The sequence below is a fragment of the Thalassolituus pacificus genome (assembly GCF_025318105.1).
GTDB lineage: Bacteria > Pseudomonadota > Gammaproteobacteria > Pseudomonadales > Oceanobacteraceae > Venatoribacter > Venatoribacter pacificus.
The window spans coordinates 162913-186708 of the sequence record NZ_JAOANI010000019.1; the positions used below are offsets into that span (position 1 = coordinate 162913).

The 23796-nt window shown below is 53.4% G+C and carries 18 protein-coding genes; 14 read left to right on the forward strand and 4 right to left on the reverse strand.

All coding sequences use genetic code 11. From position 1 onward, the window contains the following. Nucleotides 1–19: 19 nt before the first annotated feature. On the reverse strand, nt 20–964 hold the full coding sequence (locus tag NYR02_RS11335; protein WP_260976473.1) for a nucleoside recognition family protein: 945 nt from the start codon (nt 962–964) through the stop codon (nt 20–22). 271 nt (nt 965–1235) lie between these two features. On the opposite strand from NYR02_RS11335, the gene NYR02_RS11340 reads away from it, so the two are divergent. The 6 genes from NYR02_RS11340 to dinG all read left to right on the forward strand — a co-directional run bounded on the left by NYR02_RS11340 (nt 1236) and on the right by dinG (nt 12095). Then, the gene (locus NYR02_RS11340) at nt 1236–3413 is read left to right on the forward strand and encodes a malate synthase G (protein WP_260976474.1); all 2178 of its coding nucleotides are present in this window, start codon (nt 1236–1238) and stop codon (nt 3411–3413) included. A 163-nt stretch (nt 3414–3576) separates the two neighbouring features. After that, nucleotides 3577–6552: a hypothetical protein gene (locus NYR02_RS11345; protein ID WP_260976475.1), complete on the forward strand. Its 2976-nt coding sequence runs from the start codon at nt 3577–3579 to the stop codon at nt 6550–6552. After that, nucleotides 6549–7610, forward strand: coding sequence for a hypothetical protein (locus NYR02_RS11350; protein WP_260976476.1), 1062 nt, complete (start codon nt 6549–6551; stop codon nt 7608–7610). The genes NYR02_RS11345 and NYR02_RS11350 overlap by 4 nt, the downstream gene beginning before the upstream one ends. A gap of 182 nt (nt 7611–7792) precedes the next feature. Next, on the forward strand, nt 7793–9271 hold the full coding sequence (locus NYR02_RS11355; protein WP_260976477.1) for an ExeA family protein: 1479 nt from the start codon (nt 7793–7795) through the stop codon (nt 9269–9271). A gap of 1 nt (nt 9272) precedes the next feature. Next, a complete protein-coding gene (locus NYR02_RS11360; protein WP_260976478.1) occupies nt 9273–9986 on the forward strand; it encodes a general secretion pathway protein GspB in 714 nt (237 codons plus the stop codon). A gap of 15 nt (nt 9987–10001) precedes the next feature. Further along, a complete protein-coding gene (gene dinG / locus NYR02_RS11365; protein ID WP_260976479.1) occupies nt 10002–12095 on the forward strand; it encodes an ATP-dependent DNA helicase DinG in 2094 nt (697 codons plus the stop codon). Between the two features lie 78 nt (nt 12096–12173). Here dinG and NYR02_RS11370 read toward each other — a convergent pair whose 3' ends face one another. Then, the gene (locus NYR02_RS11370) at nt 12174–13451 is read right to left on the reverse strand and encodes an alpha/beta fold hydrolase (RefSeq protein ID WP_260976480.1); all 1278 of its coding nucleotides are present in this window, start codon (nt 13449–13451) and stop codon (nt 12174–12176) included. Between the two features lie 187 nt (nt 13452–13638). After that, complete coding sequence (locus NYR02_RS11375) at nt 13639–14283, reverse strand: hypothetical protein (RefSeq protein WP_260976481.1); 645 nt, start codon at nt 14281–14283, stop codon at nt 13639–13641. A gap of 287 nt (nt 14284–14570) precedes the next feature. Here NYR02_RS11375 and NYR02_RS11380 point away from each other — a divergent pair, with 287 nt between their 5' ends. Both NYR02_RS11380 and NYR02_RS11385 read left to right on the forward strand, forming a co-directional pair. Continuing rightward, the gene (locus NYR02_RS11380) at nt 14571–15821 is read left to right on the forward strand and encodes a lipoprotein-releasing ABC transporter permease subunit (RefSeq protein ID WP_260976482.1); all 1251 of its coding nucleotides are present in this window, start codon (nt 14571–14573) and stop codon (nt 15819–15821) included. Further along, a complete protein-coding gene (locus NYR02_RS11385) occupies nt 15814–16506 on the forward strand; it encodes an ABC transporter ATP-binding protein (RefSeq protein ID WP_260976483.1) in 693 nt (230 codons plus the stop codon). The genes NYR02_RS11380 and NYR02_RS11385 overlap by 8 nt, the downstream gene beginning before the upstream one ends. A gap of 50 nt (nt 16507–16556) precedes the next feature. On the opposite strand, the gene NYR02_RS11390 is transcribed toward NYR02_RS11385, so the two are convergent. Continuing rightward, nucleotides 16557–17102 (reverse strand): DUF2062 domain-containing protein, encoded by a 546-nt coding sequence (locus NYR02_RS11390; RefSeq protein ID WP_260976484.1) that lies wholly within the window; start codon nt 17100–17102, stop codon nt 16557–16559. A 57-nt stretch (nt 17103–17159) separates the two neighbouring features. Here NYR02_RS11390 and NYR02_RS11395 point away from each other — a divergent pair, with 57 nt between their 5' ends. From NYR02_RS11395 to NYR02_RS11420, 6 genes are all read left to right on the forward strand, one after another. Then, a complete protein-coding gene (locus NYR02_RS11395) occupies nt 17160–19595 on the forward strand; it encodes a DNA internalization-related competence protein ComEC/Rec2 (RefSeq protein WP_260976485.1) in 2436 nt (811 codons plus the stop codon). A 173-nt stretch (nt 19596–19768) separates the two neighbouring features. Further along, nucleotides 19769–20401: a MotA/TolQ/ExbB proton channel family protein gene (locus NYR02_RS11400; protein ID WP_260976486.1), complete on the forward strand. Its 633-nt coding sequence runs from the start codon at nt 19769–19771 to the stop codon at nt 20399–20401. After that, nucleotides 20402–20824, forward strand: coding sequence for an ExbD/TolR family protein (locus tag NYR02_RS11405; protein WP_260976487.1), 423 nt, complete (start codon nt 20402–20404; stop codon nt 20822–20824). A 5-nt stretch (nt 20825–20829) separates the two neighbouring features. Continuing rightward, nucleotides 20830–22569: a lipid A export permease/ATP-binding protein MsbA gene (msbA, locus tag NYR02_RS11410; RefSeq protein WP_260976488.1), complete on the forward strand. Its 1740-nt coding sequence runs from the start codon at nt 20830–20832 to the stop codon at nt 22567–22569. A 7-nt stretch (nt 22570–22576) separates the two neighbouring features. Next, nucleotides 22577–23584: a tetraacyldisaccharide 4'-kinase gene (gene lpxK, locus NYR02_RS11415; RefSeq protein ID WP_260976489.1), complete on the forward strand. Its 1008-nt coding sequence runs from the start codon at nt 22577–22579 to the stop codon at nt 23582–23584. Next, the gene (locus NYR02_RS11420; protein WP_260976490.1) at nt 23577–23792 is read left to right on the forward strand and encodes a Trm112 family protein; all 216 of its coding nucleotides are present in this window, start codon (nt 23577–23579) and stop codon (nt 23790–23792) included. The genes lpxK and NYR02_RS11420 overlap by 8 nt, the downstream gene beginning before the upstream one ends. The last annotated feature ends 4 nt before the right edge of the window (nt 23793–23796 follow it).

Genomic DNA, 23796 nt, shown 5'->3' on the forward strand with positions numbered 1-23796 from the left:
AGGACAAGGTTCCGAAGGATCAGGCAAACAGCCAGTAATGCCCGGCGGTGCGCAAGGCTATGCCGATCAATGCGCCATAAATCGCGGGCCGGGCAACGGCTGCGACGGGTTTGCCAGCGGCAATAAGAATGGCAACACCGGCAACATCCAGCGGGCACAACAGCAGACCGGCGAGCAGGTTGATGTCCTGTGCGCTGAGTAATCCGAGCTGTATCTGTTCCATGGCAATGCCCATCATTGCCGTTCCACCGGCAATGTATTTGGTGATAACCAACAACAGTGTTTGCTGCGGAAAACCGGCCGCGCTGAGCAGGGGAGACAACAGGCTTTCCAGTGCACCAATGGCTCCGGTCAGGCGAATCAGATTCACTGCCACCAACGCAACCACCAATAAGGGCAATGCGCCCATGGCAATATCCCAGGCATCGCTACCGGCGCGGCGGATAACCTGCAGCAGCTTGCCGTGGTCAGGGTCGGCCTGCGGCAGCAGTTCGGCCGATGGTGGTGCGCTTTCTTCTGCACTCAGCGTGCGTCCGAATACGTAGTAGGTTGCGGCGGCGGCAATCAGACCGGCAGGGATGGCCAGCAGCAGTGTGGTTGGGATATCCAGCCCGGCAGCGGCCATCGGAAATACAACATTGGCCTGCGCCAGTGCCAGCACCATGGACAATGTCGCGGCGATATGACGCGGTGATGATCCGTTGCGCGCCATGATGGCGAGCGTGGCAATGGGGGCGGCGAAGCTCACCATCGACACCTGAATCAGGGCAAATACCCCCAGCCCCGTCAGTCCGAAAGGGCGCAGCAGTGGGCTGACTACGCGGACAATACGGTGCAGCAGGCCGCGAGCTTCCAGCCAGCGCATGATGCTGAGCATCACAATCATAATGGGCAGCAGAATAAACAATGCCAGTTCAACGGCGGAACGGCCGGAACTGAGAATGGTGGTAGCGATTTGGTCCATAACGGAGTGTCTGTTGCAAAAATGGCGACGATATCAGACTTCTTCATTGCTGGCCTGAGTGTTTATTTATACCGTTATCTATTTGGTGTTTTTACTGGGTCCTGGTTGCGGGTTATGCGGTTGTTCAGCCGAGGTGGGTTAGCAGTCGCCAATTCGTTCCTGTATACTTCCGCGTCTTAATTTGTAGCTGGCGATTGTCCGCAGTCGTTCAGTAGTGGTCAGAATGACCGGCAGCAGCCGGTTGTGATTGAATTTTTTTTGAGGCTTAACAATGACTGGATACGTTCAGAAGGGTGGCTTGCAGGTTGCTCAGGCGCTGTACGACTTCGTAAACGAAAAAGCGATTCCGGGTACTGGTATCGATGCAGAGAAATTCTGGGCAGAGTTCGACGTTCTGGCGAACGAACTGGCTCCTAAAAACAAAGCGCTGCTGGCCAAGCGTGATGATCTGCAGGCGAAAATCGACGCTTACCACACTGGACGCAAAGGTCAGTCTCACAATGCTGCAGAGTACAAAGCATTCCTGCAGGAAATCGGTTATCTGCTTCCGGAAGGCGCTGACTTTGAAGCAACAACCGCCAATGTAGAGCCAGAAATCGGTCAGATGGCCGGTCCTCAGCTGGTTGTGCCGGTGATGAATGCCCGTTTCGCTCTGAACGCTGCCAACGCCCGTTGGGGTTCTCTGTACGATGCGCTGTACGGCACCAACGTTATTTCTGAAGAAAACGGTGCGGAAAAAGGCACTGGTTACAACAAAGTCCGTGGCGATAAGGTTATTGCCTACGCCCGTGCGTTCCTGAACGAAGCGGCCCCTCTGCTGAGCTGCGACCACGTTGACAGCACCAAGTACGCGATCGAAGAAGGCAAGCTGGTTGTTACCCTGAAAGACGGCTCAACCACCACGCTAAAAAATGCTGCTCAGCTGGCTGGCTACAACGGTGATGCTGCTGCACCTGTTGCGATTCTGCTGAAGAACAACGGCCTGCATTTTGAAATTCAGATCGATGCAACCACGCCGGTTGGCTCTACCGATGCGGCTGGCGTTAAAGACATCCTGATGGAATCGGCACTGACCACCATCATGGACTGTGAAGACTCTGTTGCTGCGGTTGATGCGGCCGATAAAGTCGTAACTTACGGCAACTGGCTGGGCCTGATGAAAGGTGACCTGGCGGAAGAAGTGACCAAAGGTGGCAAAACCTTTACCCGTACCATGAACGCTGACCGCGAATACACCGGCCTGAACGGTGAAACCGTGAAGCTGAAAGGTCGTTCCATGCTGTTTATCCGTAACGTTGGTCACCTGATGACTAACCCGGCGATTCTGCTGGCTGATGGCAGCGAGATTCCTGAAGGTATCATGGACGGCATGATCTCGACTCTGATCGCCATCCACGACCTGAAAGGCAATGCGCCATTCCGCAACTCCACCGCCGATTCCGTGAACATTGTTAAGCCTAAAATGCACGGACCGGAAGAAGTGGCATTTGCCAACGAACTGTTTGGCCGCATCGAAGATGCATTGGCTCTGCCGCGCTTCACTATGAAAATGGGCATCATGGATGAAGAGCGTCGCACCACCGTTAACCTGAAAGAATGTATCCGTGCCGCGAAAGACCGTGTTGTGTTCATCAACACCGGCTTCCTGGATCGCACCGGCGATGAAATTCATACATCTATGCTGGCGGGTCCGTTCGTGCCTAAGTCGGTCATGAAGCAGCAGTTATGGATCAACACCTACGAAAACTGGAACGTAGACACGGGTCTGGAAACCGGCCTGCAGGGTCGTGCGCAGATCGGTAAAGGCATGTGGCCGATTCCGGATGAGATGGGCATGATGATGGAGCAGAAAATTGCTCACCCGAAAGCCGGTGCTAACACCGCATGGGTTCCATCACCAACGGCGGCAACACTGCACGCGATGCATTATCACAAAGTGGATGTGTTCGCCGTTCAGAACGAACTGAAAACCCGTGAACATGCTTCTGTTGATGGCATTCTGACCATTCCTCTGATGACCGCTGAAGAAGCTGCTGCGCTGACGCCTGAACTGATTCAGAACGAAATCGACAACAACTGTCAGGGCATCCTGGGTTATGTTGTGCGTTGGGTTGATCAGGGCGTTGGCTGTTCCAAGGTACCGGATATCAACAACGTTGGTCTGATGGAAGACCGCGCGACTCTGCGTATTTCTTCGCAGCACGTTGCTAACTGGCTGGAGCACGGTATTTGTACCCGTGAACAGGTTGAAGACAGTCTGAAGCGTATGGCAGCCATTGTGGATGGCCAGAACGCTGGTGATGCAGCCTATATCAACATGGCTCCAGGCTATGACGGTATTGCCTTCCAAGCGGCGTCTGACCTGATCTTCAAAGGTAAAGAGCAGCCAAGTGGTTACACTGAGCCACTGTTGCATGCTTATCGTCTGAAGTTCAAAGCCGCTCAGTAATCTGACGGTCTAGCGCTCACCTGGTGTGAGCTGAACAAAAAATGCCCGGTTTTGTCCGGGCTTTTTTTTGTGTAAAAGGGGGGTAAAAGCTGGGTCACTGCTGGCTGCTGACAGGGCGGACGGTTACAATCTGGCTACTTTCGCACTTAAAAGAAAAATAACTATGTTCTCAGTCCCCCGCATTTCTCTTCTGCTGGCGGTTTGTCTGTTGGCCGCATGCAGCGGCAATGGCTCCAGTACGAGCCGCAAAACGGAACCGGTAAAATACGTAAACGGCTATGTTGGCAGCAGCAGTGTACAGCGCGCGCTGATTCAGGCTGTGCCTATTGATGTGCAGGGGCAGACTGCGACCGAAGTTATCGACACAGACGATGGTCAGAAAGAAACCTATGCCGGTGCAAAAGCAAGCTCAACAACCTTGGCGTATTACCAGGTGCAGCTTGGCCGTGATGATATTGGCCGGCCAATAACCCTGATTGTCAGCGGCAAAGAAGACAACTCAACGCTGGAACGGTGTGAACTGGTTAATGGTTGTTACGACAGCTGGGCCTACCTGAGTGCGAAAGTCGTGCCGCAGGAATACGAGTTGCGCGCGTCGGTGGGTAATGCCCAGGATAATATGCGCATTAATGTGAACTGGGTGACGCATCTGGCCAGTGCCTTAGCCTACACCAGTTATATTGATAACAGCGGTGATGGCAGCAATCCGGATACGCCACGGGCGGGTATTTATACCGATTTTACGATTGAGCGTGCCAATTTATGGCTGAGCGCTTTATTTGATTTATCAGATATTATTTCGCTGCGGCCGCTGGCACCTTCCGAACTGTATAAAGACAGTGGTCTGGCTTCGGCAATTAAACAGGAATCGATTCTTTATGGTGCCATTGTTGCCGCCGGTCAACAGCTGGCTCTTGATGCCGGACAGGATCAGGTGGATTGGGTGGCCGATGTGGTCGATGAGTTCCTGCACAATCAAGGACAGTTCTATCAGCGCTCATCGACGCAAATATCGTTGTATGGCATCTACAGTGCTGCCCGAACTGTACTGCAGAATAATCGTGATTATATCGCTGCGCAGAATTATTCCGTGCCGTCTGAATTGGCAGGCGCTATTGCTGTGCTCAATCAGCGTATAGCAGCATTACAGGATAAAAATGATCAGCTGTCCGCCGTCGATATTCCGGCAAGTCAGGTAAAAGACTGGCTTGATCGCATTAATAATGCCCGTGCATTTATGGCCGATCTGAACGAGCGCCTGGTGAATTATAAAGGGCAGGCTCCCAATACTTGTCCAGCAGGTACTCCGCAGACAGATGAAAGCGGTTGTGTGCATAGTTTTATCGATCCGGCTTATGTCACCAAAACCGTTGAATACTACGATGCGCTGAACAGTATCTATGAAGGTATCGCGCCACAGTTGGCCGTGGGAACCGCTGCCGTACGGGATCGGGTGCTGGAATTGATTGGTTGCCTTAATTCCGGTTGTGCCGGTGATACCCGTTACGATGCCGCCAATAAAAAACTCACCGTCGATGGCCTTACTTTGACCATGGTGCCGGTTGAGCTGGGCGCAGAAATTGAAAAAGAAGGTAAATACAACGCGTTTGATATTCAGTTGTTGGGTCAAATGGTTGTGGATGCAGATGATCTGAACGATCCACTGGATACCGTTGCCAGTATTAAATTTAAAGAAGTAAAAACCACTAATGCTGACGATGAAGAGGTTAAAAGCTATTCGCGGGTACGTATTGTTTACAGCGGTGAGGAGGGTTTTGCTACACCACCTGATCCGATTACCACGCCTCCTTTAGGCTATGACCTGGAATGGCCGGATGTCGATATTCCTGCAACGGTGAATGGTGTTAAACAAGACTTTAGTCTGTATTTTTCGGCCAAACTGATCGGCGTTGATGATGTGTTAGTGCCGTCATCACCGATGCACTACAACCTGACGACGATGGCTTTGTCGCTGGTTGCGAGCAGTGATACAAAAGGTACGATTACTGAAGATGGTAAAGAGGTTGAGTTGAAAGACCTTGCTCAGGTTACGTTATCGGCCGAAGCCAGTAATGCTGCAAACTACTACTCTGATTCTGTCTGGCCTGAGCTGGACGATTATTTCCGTGTGCGCAGTGGTTTCGAATCCGGAATTATTGAGAGTAATCTTTTTGAATACCGGATTATGGAAAATCAAACGGTTTTGTACAGCGAGGTCAATGACGTAAAAGTGTTTCGTCAGGCGGATTATATCGATGTCAATATTAGCGGCTACGGCATCAACCGACTGGAGATTTTCTCTGATACCGACGGGCTGGCAGGTCTGCGTAAATGCTCCGTGATTATTAATGATGACAATGAGCGGGAAACCAGTGTTTGTACCCAGTTGAGTGAAAGCGATGAAGTGTTAACCATTCAGAAGTTGGTCGATGATGATTTGCTTGGCTTGTTCTCGATTCCCAGTCGTGGTGCTTACCGTCCGTTGTTTCCCGATGCTGACGACGATGGCAGCTACGAATTGGTCGTTGGCAGTGATGTGGCGCTTGATGGCAAATTGGAAGCCGCTTTTGCGCAGGGTATTAATAATTTAAGTCTGCGCGCAGCACACGAACTGACCGAAGGTCAGGGCAGCAGTGTTGAGCGGGCACCGCTGGCGATTGTCGATGTTAAATTAACCCGTAATTCGAAAGATGTGTGGGAATTGGCTGTTGCCGCAGGCTATGACTACGACTATCTGGTCGATGTGCTGCCAACCGGTGTGCGGGCGCAAAGTTTGTACCTGTCGTATCTGATTGGGAACAGTTCGGCTCCCGATGAAAATGATGCGGATGTTATTCGTAATTTTACTTTTGAATTAGGCGGCCTGATTATTTACCGCGGCGGCGTCAAACTTTTTACCTCGGAAGAAAAGGGCGAAAGTATTGGTGTTACGCTGGCCAGTCGTGTCGACTATGAGCTTGACGGCAGTGGGCAACCCTGTGGTGTGATTAACCGTAAAGATGAAATCGTGACCGGTAACTGTAATGCCGTCGGCTACCTGACTTATCGTAACTCCATTGTCGGTGTCATCCGTGAAGAGCGTGACGGTGTGTATGTAGTACGGTTTAGTGATGGCCAGTTCCTGGTGCTTGGCGGTTGAAGCAAAAAGTCCATCCCCGACGTTTCCTTGCGGCGTTCTTCGCCGCCATATCCGGCAGCTTTCTGCCAGCAGGCGTGCAGGCCGCCGACTGGCAGTTATATTCTGGCCTGGATATTCATGGCAGCTCCGAGCCGGTTTCTCTCACCGATATGATGTCGGGCTGGGACAGCGATTTTCAGTCCGGTACTTACGCTTATGCGGATGCCCGTTTTCGTTTTGGTATGCGCTTTCGCCATTGGCAGCTGGAGCGAGAGACGCGCTGGTATTACTACCTGACCTTTAATCGTGCCACCTCTGAGTTTTATCGTGAGCTGGAGCAAGGGCTGCCCGGTGCTGCCGACCGTGAGCTTGAGCTGGAGGTCAAAGGGCTGCAGGCGCGGGGAGTGCGGCTGGCGCATCAGCTCGACTTTACCTCGTTCAGCATTACCCCGGCGTTGGCTTATTACCGTGTTGGTCACTTTCAGTTCGGAACCCTGGAAGGCGTATCGGCAGCGGGAGATCCGCTGACAGCCTCGGCGGTGCTGGATTACCATTTTGATCAGGACAAAATTCTGGAATATCCGGCGGATGTCAGTGATGGTTCCGGCATCAGTATGGATATTTCATTCAGTGCCCTGCTAAAGGAGCGCTGGCAGCTGGATGCCGCCTTCAGTGATTTGTGGAACCGCTGGCAATTTGATGATGCGGCTTTTACCACCGGCTGTATCAATCTCAGTGGCGGTGGGCAGGCCGTGTGCAACAGCTCGGGTGCCGCTTCCGGCCGCTCGGGGCAGTCTTCTTACACGACGGATATTCCCTGGACGTTGAACGGTGGGGTTTATGACACCGCCTGGCAGGCCGGGTTGCGTTATTTTCAGCATGATCGTTACCAACGGTTCAGTATCGCCAAGGATTGGACGACGCCGCTGGGAGTGCTGGGTGCTTCGCTGCATTCAACTCATCAGCTCGGGCTGCACTGGCGCTCCGGCTGGCATCAGCTGGAAATTGTCAGTGATGATGCGCGTCCGGCCTATGCGCGCGATGTTCAGCTGCGCTTAGGCTTGATGCTGGACTGGTAACGTTCAGCAAGCTTCCTGCTATCTCTTATGTCGGACGTATCTCTGCGTGTGCCTCGCTTTAGCTTCGTATTCGGGTGTCATGGCTTTCACTGCGGTCGGCGGCAAAATCCGCTATGATGCGCGCTGAATTTTACCGGCGGATAATCTGCCGGTGCGTGCCGACCTGAGCAGCAGAGTATCCGATGTATCTGGAACATTTTGGTTTTCAGCGCTTCCCCTTCACCATTGCTCCTGATCCGGATTTTCTTTTTCCGTCGTCAGGTCATCAGGAGGCGTTGGCGCATCTGCACTATGCGCTTACCGGTCATGGTGGGCTGATTTGTCTGACCGGTGAAGTCGGTACCGGCAAAACCACGCTGTGCCGTGCATTCCTTGCTCAAACGCCTGCCGAAGTACGTACGGCCTACCTGTTTAATCCACAGTTATCCGCGACGGAGCTACTGCAAAGTCTGTGTGATGAACTGGCGCTGAGTTACGACTCCGGTGCGACACTGCGCGAGCTGTACGCTCTGCTTAACAAAGCCTTGCTGGAATGGTATGCCGCTGGCCAACGGGTGATCTGCGTAATTGATGAAGCGCAGAGCATGCCACCACCGCTGCTGGAGCAGATCCGGCTGCTGACCAATCTGGAAACCCATAAAGAAAAGTTACTGACGCTGATTCTGGTGGGGCAGCCTGAATTGCGTGAACTACTGGCGCGCCATGATTTGCGCCAGCTTAATCAGCGCATTACTGCCCGTTATCATTTGCAGCATCTCAGTCTGACCGAAACCCGCGCCTACCTGCGGCATCGCTGTGCTCAGGCCGGCGTTGATGCTGTGCTGTTCAGCCCGCACGCGGCCCGCCGGCTGTGGCGCGCCAGTAGTGGCGTACCCCGCTTAATCAATAACCTTGCTGACAGAGCCCTGCTTGGAGCTTATGCCTGTGGGCGCCATCAGGTGGATGTTGCGTTGGTTAAGGGGGCGGAGCGGGAAATTCTCGGTGAGGCTCCGCGGTTATCATGGCTGGCTTTTAAGCCGTTGCTGGCGGTAACGGCGCTGCTTGCTGTCTTGCTGCCGGTCGTTATGTTCAGTCCATTGTTCAACGATGCCTTTACGGCCTGGCAAACGCCGGCGGCGGACGTCGTTGCTTCGCCGCTTTCATTGCTGACGGCGGGCACAGATTCAACCGCAATAAGCTGTGAACAGCTACAGGGAGAGCGTCGCCAATGCCTGTGGGTTGACTGGCCTTTCCTGCGGCTGCAGCAACTATCACTGCCGGTCGCCGTGCAAATGAAAACATCTGAAGGGTTTGACTGGCGTCTTCTGAGTGATGAGCTGAACCCGGCATCTTTTGCCGGACAGGCGTTGTTGCTGTGGCAGCCTCCCGCCGGATACAACGGCCAGCTGGTTCGCCCCGGACAAAAATCCGATCTGATTTTATGGATACGCCAAAAGCTCAATATGGAATGGCAGGCTGACTGGCAGGTCATCAGTCCGGAAGGACAAAACAGTAAAGTGGACGCGCGTTTTTATGATCCTTTACTGGCCAACCGGGTGGCACAATTTCAGGCTGAGCATGGATTAAGCACCGATAAAATCATTGGCCCGGAAACGTTACTGGTGATGCAAAAAGTCGAGCGAGCAACTAACGCTTCCGGTCTGGCAGCGGAGGAGGGTTGAGATGTCTTATATCCTCGATGCCTTAAAAAAATCAGAATTGCAGCGTGCTCAGCAATCAAATTCCTCAGCAAGTGTTGCGCCTGATGCCCCCGTTACGCTGGTCGACCAGACCGAATCGGCGTCTGCCATAACCGTTATTGCGTTATTACTGGCGGTGTTGGTTTTGTTAGCGGTTTTACTGTTTAGGCTTTTGCCTCTGCAGGGTACGGAGCCTGAAGCGGCGGTGGCACAGACCGTAGTTTCAGCCACTGATAAACCGTCCACCAGGCGTGATCAGGCGAAGCAAACGGCACCCACCGAGAGACCACTCAAAGAGCATGTCGCAGAGTTTGTGCCCCCACCGGTTACGGTCACGGAACCGACTGTGCAGATAAAACCGGTTGATGCACCTGCCGTCGCCGCAGCAGAAAACAAAACCTCGCCGGAAGCGGCCGCCAAAGCACCTGCCGCCGCTGCACGCCGCGTGGATAATGCCCGCTCATTACCGCCGCTGGATGCATTGCGCCGTATTCCACCATTAATGATTACCAGCCATATCTACAGCCCGGTCGCTGAAAAGCGTACCGTCAGTATGAATAATCGTGAATGGAATGAAGGTGATCTGGTCGCTCCCGGTGTGGTGCTGTCAGAAATAACCCCCACGGGTATTTTACTGGATGTGGACGGCTGGCCACTTCATATTGGCCGCAGCAAAGGCTGGCAGGCTATCCCCTGATGCGAGAAGAACATCATGCTGAGCAGTGAAAGCAAAGAACGTATTCAGGCGTTGTATCGTGAGTGTATTAAAGCTCTGGATTTACGGCCGCGTTATGGCCAGCGGGTCATGATCGCAGAAATTGCCAAAAGCCTTGGTTCAATCCATGAGGATGACAAAGGCCAGCGCGATAACGACAGCGGAATTGCCGTTGTTGAAGCCGGTACCGGTACGGGTAAAACGCTGGCCTATCTGCTTGCGGCATTACCCATGGCGATTGAAAAAGAGAAAAAACTGCTTATTTCAACGGCAACCGTGGCGTTGCAGGAGCAGATTCTTGATAAAGATTTACCCAATTTAAAAAAGACCATTTCGCTGCCGTTTAATTTTGCCCTGGCGAAAGGGCGTGGGCGTTATTTGTGTTTACTAAAACTGGATAAATCATTGCAGCATTTGTCCGGGTTGCTGTCGACGGTCGATTTATTTGAACAGACGCCGGAAGAGCAGGACAGGGAGCTTTATGAGTCTCTGTTACAGTCTTATGGTTCCGGAAAATGGGATGGTGATCGTGACCGTCTGACCGATGCAATTGAAGATAAACAGTGGTCGCACTTAACCGCGACTCATCGTGAATGCTCTAACCGCCGTTGTCCGCATTTTCAGAACTGTGCTTTTTATAAAGCCCGCAACGCCATGGAAGAGGCCGATGTTATTGTCGCTAACCACGATTTGGTACTGGCCGATCTGTCATTGGGTGGTGGTGCAGTGCTGCCAGCGCCGGAAAAAACCATTTATGTCTTCGATGAAGGGCATCATCTGGCGGATAAAGCACTCAATCACTTCCGTTTAGAAGTGGGCGTGCGCGCTCAGCGGCAATGGTTACAGCAACTGGAAAAAGGCATTGAACAGTTTGTTGCTGCCAGCGGAATTCCGCACAGTATTATGCATTCGTTAACTGAAGCACCACAAAATATCCGCGATATTTTGCAAAGCATCAGTCTGGTCTGGCCATTATTGATGGACATGATCGGGGAGCAGGAACGGCTGCGTTTTGAATCGGGAAAAATGCCGGAAAACCTTCGCCAGTTGCTGATTAATATTAAAGGGCCGCTGCAGCCACTGCTGCTGTGTCTGGATAAACTCAATGACATGCTGCAGAAATCCCTCGATCCGAAAGAAGACGGCGATTTTACCCGCGATGTCGCCGAGTCATGGCAAGCCCCGATGGGGATTATGTTTTCACGCGCCGAGCAATTGTCTGAAGCACTGTCCTGGTTGTGTGCTGAAGAAGCAGAAGGTGCGTTGCCGGTTGCCCGATGGTTATCAAAAACGCCGTTCGGTGATGGCTGGGATATTCGTCTGAGTGCATCGCCTATTGCGGTAGCTGATCAGTTACGAAAAAACCTTTGGTGGCGTTGCTACGGTGCTGTCGTCACATCGGCGACATTAACAGCGCTGAACAGCTTCAATAAATTAAGCTGGGAAAGTGGGTTGCCTGACTGGGCGAATTATCAGCGGGTGATGAGTCCATTTGATTATCAGCAGCTGGGCGAATTGCAGCCGGTGTCGCTGGCCTCTGATCCTAAAAGTGATCAGTTTCAGGCCGACATTGAAGACTGGCTGAAAAACAATATTGATTTAAGCCGGGGTACGCTGGTGTTATTCAGCTCACGGGCGCAGCTGGAAGCTACCCGAGACACTTTTCTGCATGACTGGTACGACCAGCTGTTATGTCAGGGATTTTTACCTAAAGCGGAAATTGTCCGTCGTCATAAAGAGCGCATTGATAAAGGCGAAGGCAGCATTATTTTTGGTCTGGCGAGCTTTGCCGAAGGGATCGACTTACCGGGTGAATACGTCACCCACGTGGTTATTGTGAAAATTCCCTTTGCGGTGCCGGATGATCCGATTCAGGCGGCGATCAGCGAGTGGATGGAAAGCCGTGGGCGCAATCCTTTTATGGAATTAACCCTGCCCGCTGCTTCTATTCGCCTGGTGCAGGCATGTGGACGGTTAATCCGTACTGAAGAAGACCGTGGACGCATCAGTATTCTGGATAAGCGTTTGCTGTCGCATCGTTATGGCAAGTTATTGCTCGATTCTTTGCCGCCGTTTAAACGGATTTCATAACAGCAGGCGCATAAAATAAAAAAAGCCCGGAGCTATTAGGTTGCTGCCGGGCTTTTTTATTTATCAGAGCTCTGGTTTTTAAGCCAGTTGTTCTCTGACGTCGTTTTCGTTCTGATCACGGATCATCAGCAGATGACCTTCAAGATAGGCCAGTAATTTCTCGGCTTCTTTTAAATCACGCTGAATCAGCAGGCAGCGTAAAACTTTGCGGTCACGTTCCATTATACGTACATGATAACGTGCGCCGGTTTCCGGGATCTCCAGATACAGGCTTCGGCTGGATTCAGACAAACTCAGATCAACATGAGTCTGCTCAAGTTCGCAACCGGCAAAGTTGAGGTTGTTAATGCGCACGGTGTGTTCTTTGCCACTGACGTCATCAATCAAGCGATAGGGCTGTTCAAGAGGGCGCTGGCGGCTTTGCAGGCGCTGGTCGGCAAAATCATACGCTTCCGGATTGTAAATTTCGGTGCCTTCAATGCCTTCGAGTGACTCGCCACACATGAAGCGGTGAAACAGTGTGCTGGAGGCTTCTCTGCGTTCAAACTGCGCAAGGTGGTCGGCATTTTTGATGATCGCAAAGGTTGCATCAGTGCATTGGCGGGCGACCGCTGCATTTTCTGATGGCAGGGTGAAGTTATCGAATTCACCGGTGGCAATCATGGTCGGGCATTCAGGAAAGCGCTCGAATCCCGGGAAGTCCAGCAGGCGCTGGGTATTCTGCGCATAGCGCTGACGTTCGTTGTCGTTCAACCGGGCAATCTGACGGAACAACAGGCGACGGTAGGTCGGGCTGACTTCCGTTGCCTGCAGGCGGTTATGGTTGATCAGGTTGCAGACTGCTGTGGCGGCAAAAGCATTCATCTCACCGGCCGCCAGCAATTCCAGAGAATCTTCCAGTAGGGTGATCAGGCTTTCACGGCGGAAGCAGGTAATGCCGGATAACAATAAGCGTTCTATGCGTTGCGGATAGGCCGCAGCGAACAGCGTCGCCATTGCTGAGCCGTAACTGATCCCCAGCATCTGCACTTTATCCAGCTGCTGTTCGCGACAGAATAATTCGATCAGATCGGCGTAGTCGTTCAGGCTGAGTTCCGGTGCCAGTTGGTCATTGCTGCCCTGAGATGGGAAGTCGGCCAGAATAACCGGATGTGTGCTGAGCACTAATTCAACTTCGTTTTTGAAGGAGGTAAAGCTCTGAAAAGCACCACCAAGAAAGACAACCGGGGATTTATGCAGATTCTCAGGCAGGCTGTACGCCTGAAATTCAACTTTATATTGCCCGCGAGGTGTTTCCAGCAGCTGGATGCGGGGAGTGTTGCGTAGATCGGCGGCGGAGAAGGTAGAGAACTGCATAACACAATTGGCTCTTTTATTCTTATAGTCCGATGACTCTACCCCATTTATAGACAAATGGCCATAGTTGTATGTTTTCTTTACGGAACGTTGAGATTTTTCTAAGCTGCTGATTTTAAACAGTATTTTGTATTTTTGCGGGCCGTTTCAAAAAAGGTATCAGATGAAATGGCCCGCGATGTCCGACTTATTGCTGAGGCAGGTTGATGGTGAAAATGATCTCTGACGGGGTGACATCCACCCGGTACTCACCGCCTGGCGTCTGGTGGGTTTGAGCATTGATATTGTCGCTGTTGGGGATGCTGATTGCGAATTGTCCCGGAGCAATGGTATACCCCAATCCGGCAGGTGGTGTGACGTCGGGTGTAATGTTTGTCGGAAATTGCAGGTTACTGTAATCAATCGGAGTGCCTGGTTCGATTCCGAGCACGTCGCGCAGGTAGTCTTCTCGTTGTGCCTGCTGCGGGTCCAGAGTCGGTGTGTGGAATTCGTAAATGTCCTGGTTGAGCAGGGCGTTGTCTCGTTGCTCGGACAGATATTGATCGGTGATCTGAGTGGGTATTTCTGCGCCGCCTTTTAACGATGCGCTTTCGTTGTAGGGTTGATCCAGCGGCGAGACACGCAGTGAAGCATCGCCCGGGTTATTCTCTGCAGATTGCCCGGCTGGTTGGCGACGCACAATAACCGTGGTATCGCGAATATAGGCTTCGGTCATTTCTTCGGCAGGAATTTCTGTAATTTCAGCCTGGGCGTTAAGACTGCTCAGTAGGCCTGCAGGCAGCAGAAAGGGTAATGCCAGCGGCATAAAAACAGAAAGAAAAGAGCGTTTCATAGCGGCGTGTCCGGTGGGTTTTTCTTTATCCTAGAGTAGGGCGGTAAAAGGACAAGGCACTTTACGACAAGTTTGCTTAGTGTCCGTCTTCTATATAAGTTGCACGGTTTTATGTGGTCGCGGTGCGGGCATAACTTAAGCATTGCCCTTTAATCGTGGAAGGTTGCTTTCCAATCTGCGCTTTTTCATTTGTTACGCCTTCGCAGGTGTCGCTAAATACTGCGTTGTCGGGCACTATTGCGTCCGGATTGTTGTCCATTCGTTCTCTGCGTTTTATTAAGGTCACAATGAACATTTCAGAATCATCCCTGCCTTTATGGATTGGTCTGCGTTATCTGGCGGCCAAACGGCGAAACCATTTTATTTCTTTTATTTCCGCATCCTCCATGGTCGGTATGACGCTCGGCGTAGCCGTGCTGATTCTGGTGTTATCGGTGATGAATGGATTTGATCACGAACTGCGCGAGCGCATTCTTGGCATGGTGCCTCACGGTGTGTTGTACGAACGTGGCGGCATCGATGACTGGCAGGCGCTGGCCGAACAGGTTGAGCAGCAGCCCGGTGTGGTGGCTGCTGCACCCTTAACCCGCTTGCAGGGCATGCTGGGCTATGGCGGCCGCGTGCAGGGCGTTATGGTTACGGGAATTGAACCTGAAGCTGAGGCACGCGTGTCAATTCTGCCGCAGCATGTCATTGATGGTCGTCTGGAAGATTTGCAGCCCGGCAGCTTCGGTGTGTTGCTGGGCAGTCTGTTGGCTCAGCATCTGAATGTGGTGGTGGGTGACAAAATCACCCTGATGTTGCCGGAAGCGACACTATCACCCGCAGGTGTTTTACCACGGGTTAAACGTTTAACCGTAGTGGGTATTTTTTCGGTGGGTGCCGAGCTGGATGCCAATCTGGCGGTGGTGAACCTGGAGGATGCGCGTAAGCTGGGTCGTATCAATGCCCAGGCGCAGGCTTTGAGGGTGAAATTCAGCAACCTGTTTGATGCCCCGGCCGGTATCTGGCGCATGGTTAATACGCTGGATGGCTATTACACCGGCAGTGACTGGACCCGTACCCATGGCAATTTATTTCAGGCCATTAAACTCGAAAAAACCATGATTGGATTGCTGTTGCTGATCATCGTGGCAGTGGCCGCATTCAACATTATTTCAACATTGGTGATGGTCGTCACTGATAAGCAGGCCGACATCGCGATTTTGCGTACCATGGGCGCACGACCATCGACCGTAATGGGCATTTTCATGGTGCAGGGGCTGTCTATCGGTCTGGTGGGGGTTGTGCTGGGTACGATACTGGGCATTCTGGGTGCGTTGAGTATCTCCGATATTGTGGCCTGGGTTGAGCAGACCTTTGGTTTCCAGATTTTAAGCGCCGATGTGTATTTTATTTCTTATCTGCCTTCACAGTTGTTATGGAGTGATGTGGTGATTGTAACCAGCGCCTCACTGTTGCTGAGCTTTTTTGCAACCCTGTACCCATCGTATCGCGCGTCACGCGTGCAGCCAGCGGAGGCTTTGCGTTATGAGTAATTCTTCCTGGGTACTGGAAGCCAGCGGCCTGCGTAAAACCTATACCTCTGGTCCGCAGGCCGTCACGGTTTGGCAGGATGTGGATTTAAACGTTAAAGCTGGTGAATCGGTGGCCATTGTCGGTGCCTCGGGTTCCGGTAAAACCACCTTGCTGAATGCGCTGGGTGGTCTGGATACGGTGGATGCCGGTTCGGTCATGATTGGCGGACAACTGCTGAGCAAGTTGAGTGATAAGCAGCGTACCCGCTTACGTAATCAGGAGATTGGTTTCGTTTATCAGTTTCATCATTTGTTGCCGGAGTTTTCGGCGCTGGAGAATGTGATGATGCCGCAATTACTGGCCGGTGTGGCGCGTAAAGCCGCCGCCGCCCGTGCGCGTGAGTGTCTGGCGCAGCTGGGGCTTGAGCACCGTGTTGACCATAAGCCAGCGGAGCTGTCCGGTGGCGAGCGTCAGCGCACAGCGATTGCACGGGCCCTGGTCAATCGCCCGCGTCTGGTGTTGTTGGACGAGCCCACCGGTAACCTGGACCAGCAAACGGCGCGGCAGGTAGAAGCGGCGATGCTGGCGTTAACCGAGCAGGTAGAAACGGCGTTTATTATGGTGACCCACGACAGTGAGTTGGCCGGAAGAATGGATCGTTGTCTGCAGTTGCGGGATCTGACGCTGTCACCCTGGCAGGGATAAGGCTGGGGCACTCTTTCTCATCGGCCGGCAGTATTAATTAGCGCCGGCTGTCAGTTACTTTCTTCGTTTTCTGCGGCACGCTTCAGGCGATTAATGCGGCGCTTTTTCCAGTTATTAATGATGTGCATACGCCACGCCAGATGAATGGAAAAATAGCCGCACACCCCAAAAAACAGGCCAACGGTCAATGACCCGACCAGCAGCGGTTGCCAAATAGAAACCAGCTCGTTGAGCACCCAGTCCAATGACAGTTCGATGCTGAAGTTGGTACTGGGAGTCCCCAGCAGCCAGGTGCCGAACAAGTAGGTGCCGTAGAACAGCGGGGGAATGGTAATGGGGTTGCTGACCCAAACGAGACCAACAGAAATCGGTACATTGGCATTGGCGTAAAAAGCAAAGAACGCGGCAATTCCCATCTGAAACGGCATGGGCAGGAAAGCCGTGAATAAACCAATAAAAAAGGCACGGGCAACCGAATGGCGGTTAACGTGCCAGAGATTGGGTTTGCTGAACAGCGGGGAAAGGAAGCGCAGAGATGGATTACTCTGTACCTGTTCCGGCGATGGAAAAAACTTTTGTAAAAACTTTTTAGGCATGAACATCGCCAGCTGATTTATGCGCGCCGATTATGCCGATAATGCCATGGAGTGGCAATGCACCAGATCGTTCTCCTGTGTGCCTTCGGCATTGCTGTCGGTACGTTGCTGACCCCGGTACAGGTCTTTGTGCTGGTTCTGCCTGTTCTGGCGCTGACTTTGTTCGCTCTGGCGTTCATGTACTTTCCCATGTTGCGACTCCAACTCCCGCGCAGGCGCGGACCATGGCTGTATCGGCTGAGTAAGTTGGCTGCGCTGTTGGCCGGCATGCTGGCGGCGCTGTTGTATGGCAGTTTCTGGCTGCAGGCGAATCTGGGTCATCGTTTGCCGCTGGATATGGATCGCACTAAAGCCACGCTTCATTTGCGGGTGCTGGATGTGGCTAAGCGTGAGCAGGGGGTGCGTCTTATTGTGCAGGTGCTACCGGCTGAGCAGGCATCCGCCATGGCCGATCCTGAGGCGGTCGCTGCCAATCCATTTCCTGAATTACGCAGGTTGCAGCTTGGCTGGTACCGACCTGCCTTTGAGCCGCGCAGTGGCATGCTGTTGAATGCCGATGTCGTGTTACGCAGTCCACGGGCGTTCGCTAATCGCTTACCTTTTGATTACGAAGCGTTCCTGTTGTCTTCCGCTATTGATGGCGGCGGATACATTCGCAGCGCGCGGCTGCTGGACGAAGGACGGCCATCTTTGCGTGAGCAGTGGCTTGGCGGGCAACGACAGCAGCATTCAGAAGCGGCCTGGCCTTGGCTGGCTGGCCTGGTGTTTGGTGAGCAGCAGGCATTCAGTGCGGAACAATGGCGGCTGGCTCAGCATACCGGCACCTTACATCTGTTGGTGGTCAGTGGTCTGCACGTTGGCATGGTGGCGGCACTGGGTTGGTTGCTGGCGTTGGCGGTTATCCGTTTGTGGATTTTGCTCAGCGGGCGCGGTTTACGGCATCCGGCACTGGTCCGTTTGTTACTGGTCGGAGCTGTCAGCGGCGGTTATGTCTGGCTGGCCGGAACCGGTATTGCGCTGCAGCGCGCCTGGATCATGATTATGGTGCTGCTGTGGCTGTTTTTCAGTGGCTGGCGGCTGAACTGGCTGAGTGCGCTTAGCCTGGCGCTGCTGTTGGTGCTGTTGCTGAATCCATTAATCTGGACCCGCGCAGGCTTTGGCTTTTCTTTTATTGCCGTGTTGTCGTTGCTGGCCTTTTTTAATGGCCGCACTAATGGACGGTTGCAGGCGTTGGTGCTGCCGCAGTGGGTGGTGTTTGTCACCATGCTGCCGCTGCTGTGGTTTTGGGGCTTGCCGGTCAGCCTGATGCAGGTATGGACGAATCTGCTGGCGATTCCGTTACTCAGTTTGCTGATTTTACCGCTGGCATTGCTGGATGTGAGCCTGGCGTGGCTGGGTGCCGTTTTTGTGAGTGCGGATGTTTTCAGTGCCGCGCAGCATGCGGCGCTGGTCGGCATGTTGGATGGCTTACTGGCAACTGCCGGAGAGTATTTCTGGCAATTGCTCCGGGTACTGCAACAGCAGCGCTGGCCAATGCAGTTCTGGCAGCCGTGGCCTGTGCTTTTGTTCTGGCCTGCGTTATTGCTGTTGTGGCGCTTGGGGGTCAGTGCCGCGCTGAGCTGGGGCGCCATGTTGTTATTGGTGTTGGCGTTATTTTGGTCTCAGTCTTCTGCGCCGACGTATCGGGAGCAGGCGATCATGCTGGATGTCGGGCAGGGTCAAAGTCTGGTGTTTATTTCCAACCATCATGTTCTTGTGTACGACACCGGTGCCCGTTTTTCGGCGCATTTTGATGCCGGTTCCGCATTGCTGCTGCCGCTGCTGAAGCAGGCTGGCGTGACGCAGATTGATACGCTGTTGGTCAGTCATTCCGATATCGATCATGCCGGTGGTCTGGATTCGGTTCTGCGCGGTGAGTTGCCGGTGCGGCAGTTATTGCTGGGGCAAATGCTGGCATCGGTTTTGTCTTTGCGGGGGTCTGCTACGTCATGGAGAGAACCGGTTGTCTGCCGAACACTGGCGGAAGCAGGCTGGCAGGAGATGGATGCGGCGCTGCGTTATCGCATTCTGGCATTGCCCGCGCCGCGGCTGACGCAGGTGGCCGATTCCGATAATAACCAGTCCTGTGTCGTGCAACTTGATTGGTTTGACCGGCGTTTTCTGCTGACCGGTGATATTGAGCGCGATCTGGAGCAACAACTGGTTGCGCATTTCGGCGCTGATCTGCGATCCGATGTGCTGGTATTGGCTCATCATGGCAGTCGCAGCAGTTCGTCATCTGTTTTCCTGGAGGCCGTGCAGCCTGCGCAGGTGTGGATTTCTGCGGGCTTTAATAACCGCTTTGGTCATCCTCATGCCGATGTGATCAGCCGCCTGAATACATTGAATATTCCCTGGTATCTGACGGCCCGCGATGGCGCGCTGTTGATGGCCTCGGATGGGCAGCTGACGACGGCGCGTTCCGGTTGGCAGCCGCCCTGGCGACAGCCTTGAGAGTGCCTCTGATCATTCCCCTTTTGATTAAGCGTTGAATTATCAGAGATGCCCTTGATTTTATTCATGATTCTGCGCACGGTCCGGCACTTTCAGCGGCGTTGCAGGTCTTATGCTGCCGCCCGGGCTTGTGCTAGAGTACGGGCCAAAATAACTGGCAGGAGTAGCTGACAATGCTGGAAATCATCCAGAGCGGTGGTTGGATGATGGTACCTATCATCATTTCTTCTATTTTGGCGTTGGGAATTACCGTTGAACGGTTCTGGACCTTACGTGCAGGGCAGATTGCACCACGCGATTTGCTGGCACGGGTATGGGGCTGGATGAAGAATAATCAGCTCGACAGTGCCCGTATTAAAGAATTACGCGCCTCCAGTCCGCTCGGACGCGTTTTGGCCGCTGGCTTGATCAATTCCCGTCATGGTCGCCAGATTATGAAAGAAAGCATCGAAGAAGTGGCGTCCCATGAAATTCATGAAATGGAGCGCAATCTGAACGCCCTCGGTACTATCGCAGCCGTCGCACCGTTGATGGGCCTGCTGGGTACGGTGTTCGGTATGATTCAGGTGTTCTCTGAGATTATGACCCAGGGGACCGGACAGGCGAATCTGCTGGCCGGTGGTATTTCTGAAGCCCTGATTACCACCGCAGCGGGCCTGATTATCGGTATTCCTGCACTGGTATCGCACCGCATGCTGCAGCGTCGCGTGGATGAAATTGTGGTCTTTATGGAACAGGAAGCCATCAAACTGGTTGATGTTCTGCATGGTGATCGTGAAGTGGCGGATTCCTCAGAGGCGGCCTAAGTGAACTTCAAACGACAGAATCGTGAAGCAGTGGACGTCAATCTGACGCCACTGATCGATATCGTATTTCTGCTGCTGATTTTCTTTATGGTGTCGACCACCTTCACCAAAGAAAATCACCTTAGTATTGATCTGCCGGAAGCAACCGCGGAAGCGTCAGAAGCGCAGCCGCAGGCGATTGAAATTCTGATTTCGGCCAGCGGTGAATACAGTATTAATGACCAGACACTGATCAATCATCAGCTGGATACGCTGAAACGCGGCCTGCACAAAGCGCTGGATGGTCGTCAGGCCGCGCCGGTGGTTATTACCGCCGATGCCAAAACACCGCATGAAGCGGTGGTGCGGGCGATGGATGCCGCCGGCCAGCTGGGACTGGTCAACCTGAGCATTACCACCCGTCAACCTGGGAAGTCTGAATAAACCCCATGAGCAACGAAACCTCCACCAGGCGTCTGTACGGACGCCTGCTTTCGTATGTCTGGCCACACAAACTGGCCTTTTCTGTGGCCATTGTCGGCTACATTATTTTTGCCTCGGCTGCACCGGTGATGGCTCACCTGATGGGGTTGGTTGAGCAGACCTTGTCTGACCCGCAACCGGATAAGATCCTCTTATTGGTGTGTCTGCTGATGGGCACCTTCTTTTATCGCGGCATCGGTACCTTTCTCGGTAAGTTCTTTATCGCGGTGGTGGGGCGCAACGTGGTACACAGCCTGCGCACCGAGCTGTTCAATAAAATGACCCGTCTGCCGAGCCATTATTACGATGGCGAATCCAGTGGTCGTTTGATCTCAAGGGTAATTTTCGATGTGGATCAGGTCACCGGTGCTTCCACCCGTGCCTTAACCACCACGGTGCAGGAAGGCGTTACCGTTATTCTGCTGATGGCTTACCTGATCTGGCTGGATTACAGCCTGACGCTGATTTTCCTCGGCCTGGTGCCGGTGATTGTCTTGGTGGTCGGCTTTGCCAGTCGATTTTTCCGTCGTTACAGTCAGCGTATTCAAAAGGCGATGGGCGATGTGACCCAGGTAACCAACGAGAGCATTAACGGTTACCGTGAAGTGCGCACCTTTGGCGGCACCGAATACGAGCAGCAGCGCTTTCGCAAAGCCAGCGATTATAACCGTAAACAGTCGCTCAAATTCGGCCTGACCGAAGCCATTAACGTGCCACTGACGCAGCAGATTGTCGCCGTCGGTCTTGGCCTGATGGTGTACCTGATGTTTCAGCGTGTCGCCAGTGGCAGTATGAGCAGCGCCGAATTTCTGCAGTTTATGACCGCCGCGTCGTTAATCGCCAAGCCGCTGCGCGCGCTGACGGATATTAATGCCGTGATTCAGAAGGGCATGACCGCAGCCGAATCTATTTTCTCGGTGCTGGATGCTGATGCCGAAATTGATCAGGGCACTAAAACCCTGGACCGCGCCGATGGCAATGTACGTTTTGAGGATGTGCGCTTCCGCTATCACGGCGCCGAAAATGATGCCCTGAAAGGCATCAACCTCAATGTCACAGCGGGTACTTCCGTTGCGTTTGTCGGCAAATCCGGCAGCGGTAAAACCACATTAGTGAATCTGATTCCGCGTTTTTACGAAGTAGGCTCCGGGCGTATTCTGCTAGATGGTGATGATATCCGCGATCTGACTCTCGACAGCCTGCGCGATCAGATTGCCATCGTCAGTCAGCAGGTCACGCTGTTTAACGCCAGTATCCGCGACAACATTGCCTACGGTTCGCTGGCGGATAAAACCGATGATGAAATCATCGCCGCCGCCAAGGCCGCCCATGCCGATGAATTTATTTCCCGTCTGCCGGAAGGCTACAACACCGAAGTCGGTGAAGACGGCGTACTGCTGTCCGGTGGCCAGCGCCAGCGTATCGCCATTGCCCGTGCGATTCTGAAAAACGCCCCGGTGCTGATTCTGGATGAGGCCACTTCTGCGCTGGATACCGAGTCTGAACGCCATATCCAGGCGGCTATGGAAGAGGTGATGAAAGGCCGTACTACCTTTGTGATCGCCCACCGTCTGAGCACCATTGAGAGCGCTGACCGTATTGTGGTGATCGATCAGGGCGAAGTGCGTGAAGACGGCTCCCATGCCGACCTGATTGCACAGCAGGGCATGTACGCTCAGCTGCACCAGATTCAGTTCAGCGAATAACAGTACTATGAGCAATGCTCTCGCCGGGCTGGCGGCACGGACTGAACGCAACTGGTATGGCTCGGTGCTGGGCAATCTGTGGTTGTTGCCGCTCTGGCCTCTGGTTTGGGCGGTCGTGCATCTGCGCCGCCGGCGCTTTCTGCGTCATCCGCCAGCAGCCAATCCTGTGCCTGTGGTGGTGATTGGTAATATTACCGTTGGCGGAACCGGCAAAACGCCGCTTATTACCTTGCTGGCAGAGCGTGCCCAGGCGCTGGGGTTGCGTCCGGCAGTGGTTAGCCGTGGCTACGGTGCTAAAGCGCCGCAGTATCCTCTGGATCTGACGGCTGATACGCCGGTAGAGCACAGTGGTGACGAACCCCGTTTGCTGTTTAACCGCCTGAATGCCGCTACCTCCTTTTGTCCGGTAGTGGTTGATCCTGAGCGCCGCCGTGCGGTGGCTGAGCTTGCCGGCCGGGCGGATATCGTTTTCAGTGATGACGGCCTGCAGCATTACGCCATGGCCAGAGCCGCTGAAATCGTGGTGGTCGATCATGCCCGTGGTTTTGGTAACGGCTGGTTGCTGCCGCTGGGGCCATTACGCGAGCCGCTTGCACGGCTTAAAACGGTGGATCTGGTGTTGCGCAACGGTGCGGATTTTCAGGTGCTGCCGACGGCACTGGTGAACGCTGTCAATGGTGAGCAGATTGCCCTGCACAGCTTCAGTGGCCAGAAAGTCGTGGCGGTTTCCGGTATCGGCAATCCGCAGCGTTTTTACGACTCACTTAGCAGTCTGGGAATGCAGCCACAGGAACACAGTTTTGCCGATCATCATCAGTTTCAGCCAGATGATCTGGCGTTTCATGACCAAACCCCTGATCTGCCGCTCGTGATGACGGAGAAAGATTGGGTAAAATGCCGTCACTTTGCCCAGCCCAACTGGTGGTATCTGCAGGTGAGTGCCGTCCCTGAACCTACATTACTGGCGCAGCTGGATTCTTTATTAATGACCTGGAGTGGAAAAACCCATGGATAAGCAATTACTGAGCATGCTGGTATGCCCGCTGTGCAAGGGCAAACTCAAGTATGAAAAAGACGCACAGGAGCTGCTGTGTACCTTTGATGGTTTAGCGTTCCCGCTACGCGATGGTGTGCCGGTGATGCTGGAAGGTGAAGCACGCCGCATGAGCGAAGAAGAAAAGCTCGAAAAAGCGCAGAAAGCCAGTAAAGAACAGGCCGAGTAAGCAC

Bases quoted from the DNA above. Each gene is read 5' to 3' on its own strand.
- NYR02_RS11395 (WP_260976485.1), top strand. From the start codon at position 17,160: ATGCACCAGATCGTTCTCCTGTGTGCCTTCGGCATTGCTGTCGGTACG.
- NYR02_RS11385 (WP_260976483.1), top strand. From the start codon at position 15,814: ATGAGTAATTCTTCCTGGGTACTGGAAGCCAGCGGCCTGCGTAAAACC.
- NYR02_RS11380 (WP_260976482.1), top strand. From the start codon at position 14,571: ATGAACATTTCAGAATCATCCCTGCCTTTATGGATTGGTCTGCGTTAT.
- NYR02_RS11360 (WP_260976478.1), top strand. From the start codon at position 9,273: ATGTCTTATATCCTCGATGCCTTAAAAAAATCAGAATTGCAGCGTGCT.
- NYR02_RS11375 (WP_260976481.1), bottom strand. From the start codon at position 14,283: ATGAAACGCTCTTTTCTTTCTGTTTTTATGCCGCTGGCATTACCCTTT.
- NYR02_RS11345 (WP_260976475.1), top strand. From the start codon at position 3,577: ATGTTCTCAGTCCCCCGCATTTCTCTTCTGCTGGCGGTTTGTCTGTTG.
- NYR02_RS11420 (WP_260976490.1), top strand. From the start codon at position 23,577: ATGGATAAGCAATTACTGAGCATGCTGGTATGCCCGCTGTGCAAGGGC.
- NYR02_RS11390 (WP_260976484.1), bottom strand. From the start codon at position 17,102: ATGCCTAAAAAGTTTTTACAAAAGTTTTTTCCATCGCCGGAACAGGTA.
- msbA (WP_260976488.1), top strand. From the start codon at position 20,830: ATGAGCAACGAAACCTCCACCAGGCGTCTGTACGGACGCCTGCTTTCG.
- NYR02_RS11400 (WP_260976486.1), top strand. From the start codon at position 19,769: ATGCTGGAAATCATCCAGAGCGGTGGTTGGATGATGGTACCTATCATC.
- lpxK (WP_260976489.1), top strand. From the start codon at position 22,577: ATGAGCAATGCTCTCGCCGGGCTGGCGGCACGGACTGAACGCAACTGG.
- NYR02_RS11355 (WP_260976477.1), top strand. From the start codon at position 7,793: ATGTATCTGGAACATTTTGGTTTTCAGCGCTTCCCCTTCACCATTGCT.
- NYR02_RS11370 (WP_260976480.1), bottom strand. From the start codon at position 13,451: ATGCAGTTCTCTACCTTCTCCGCCGCCGATCTACGCAACACTCCCCGC.
- dinG (WP_260976479.1), top strand. From the start codon at position 10,002: ATGCTGAGCAGTGAAAGCAAAGAACGTATTCAGGCGTTGTATCGTGAG.
- NYR02_RS11340 (WP_260976474.1), top strand. From the start codon at position 1,236: ATGACTGGATACGTTCAGAAGGGTGGCTTGCAGGTTGCTCAGGCGCTG.
- NYR02_RS11335 (WP_260976473.1), bottom strand. From the start codon at position 964: ATGGACCAAATCGCTACCACCATTCTCAGTTCCGGCCGTTCCGCCGTT.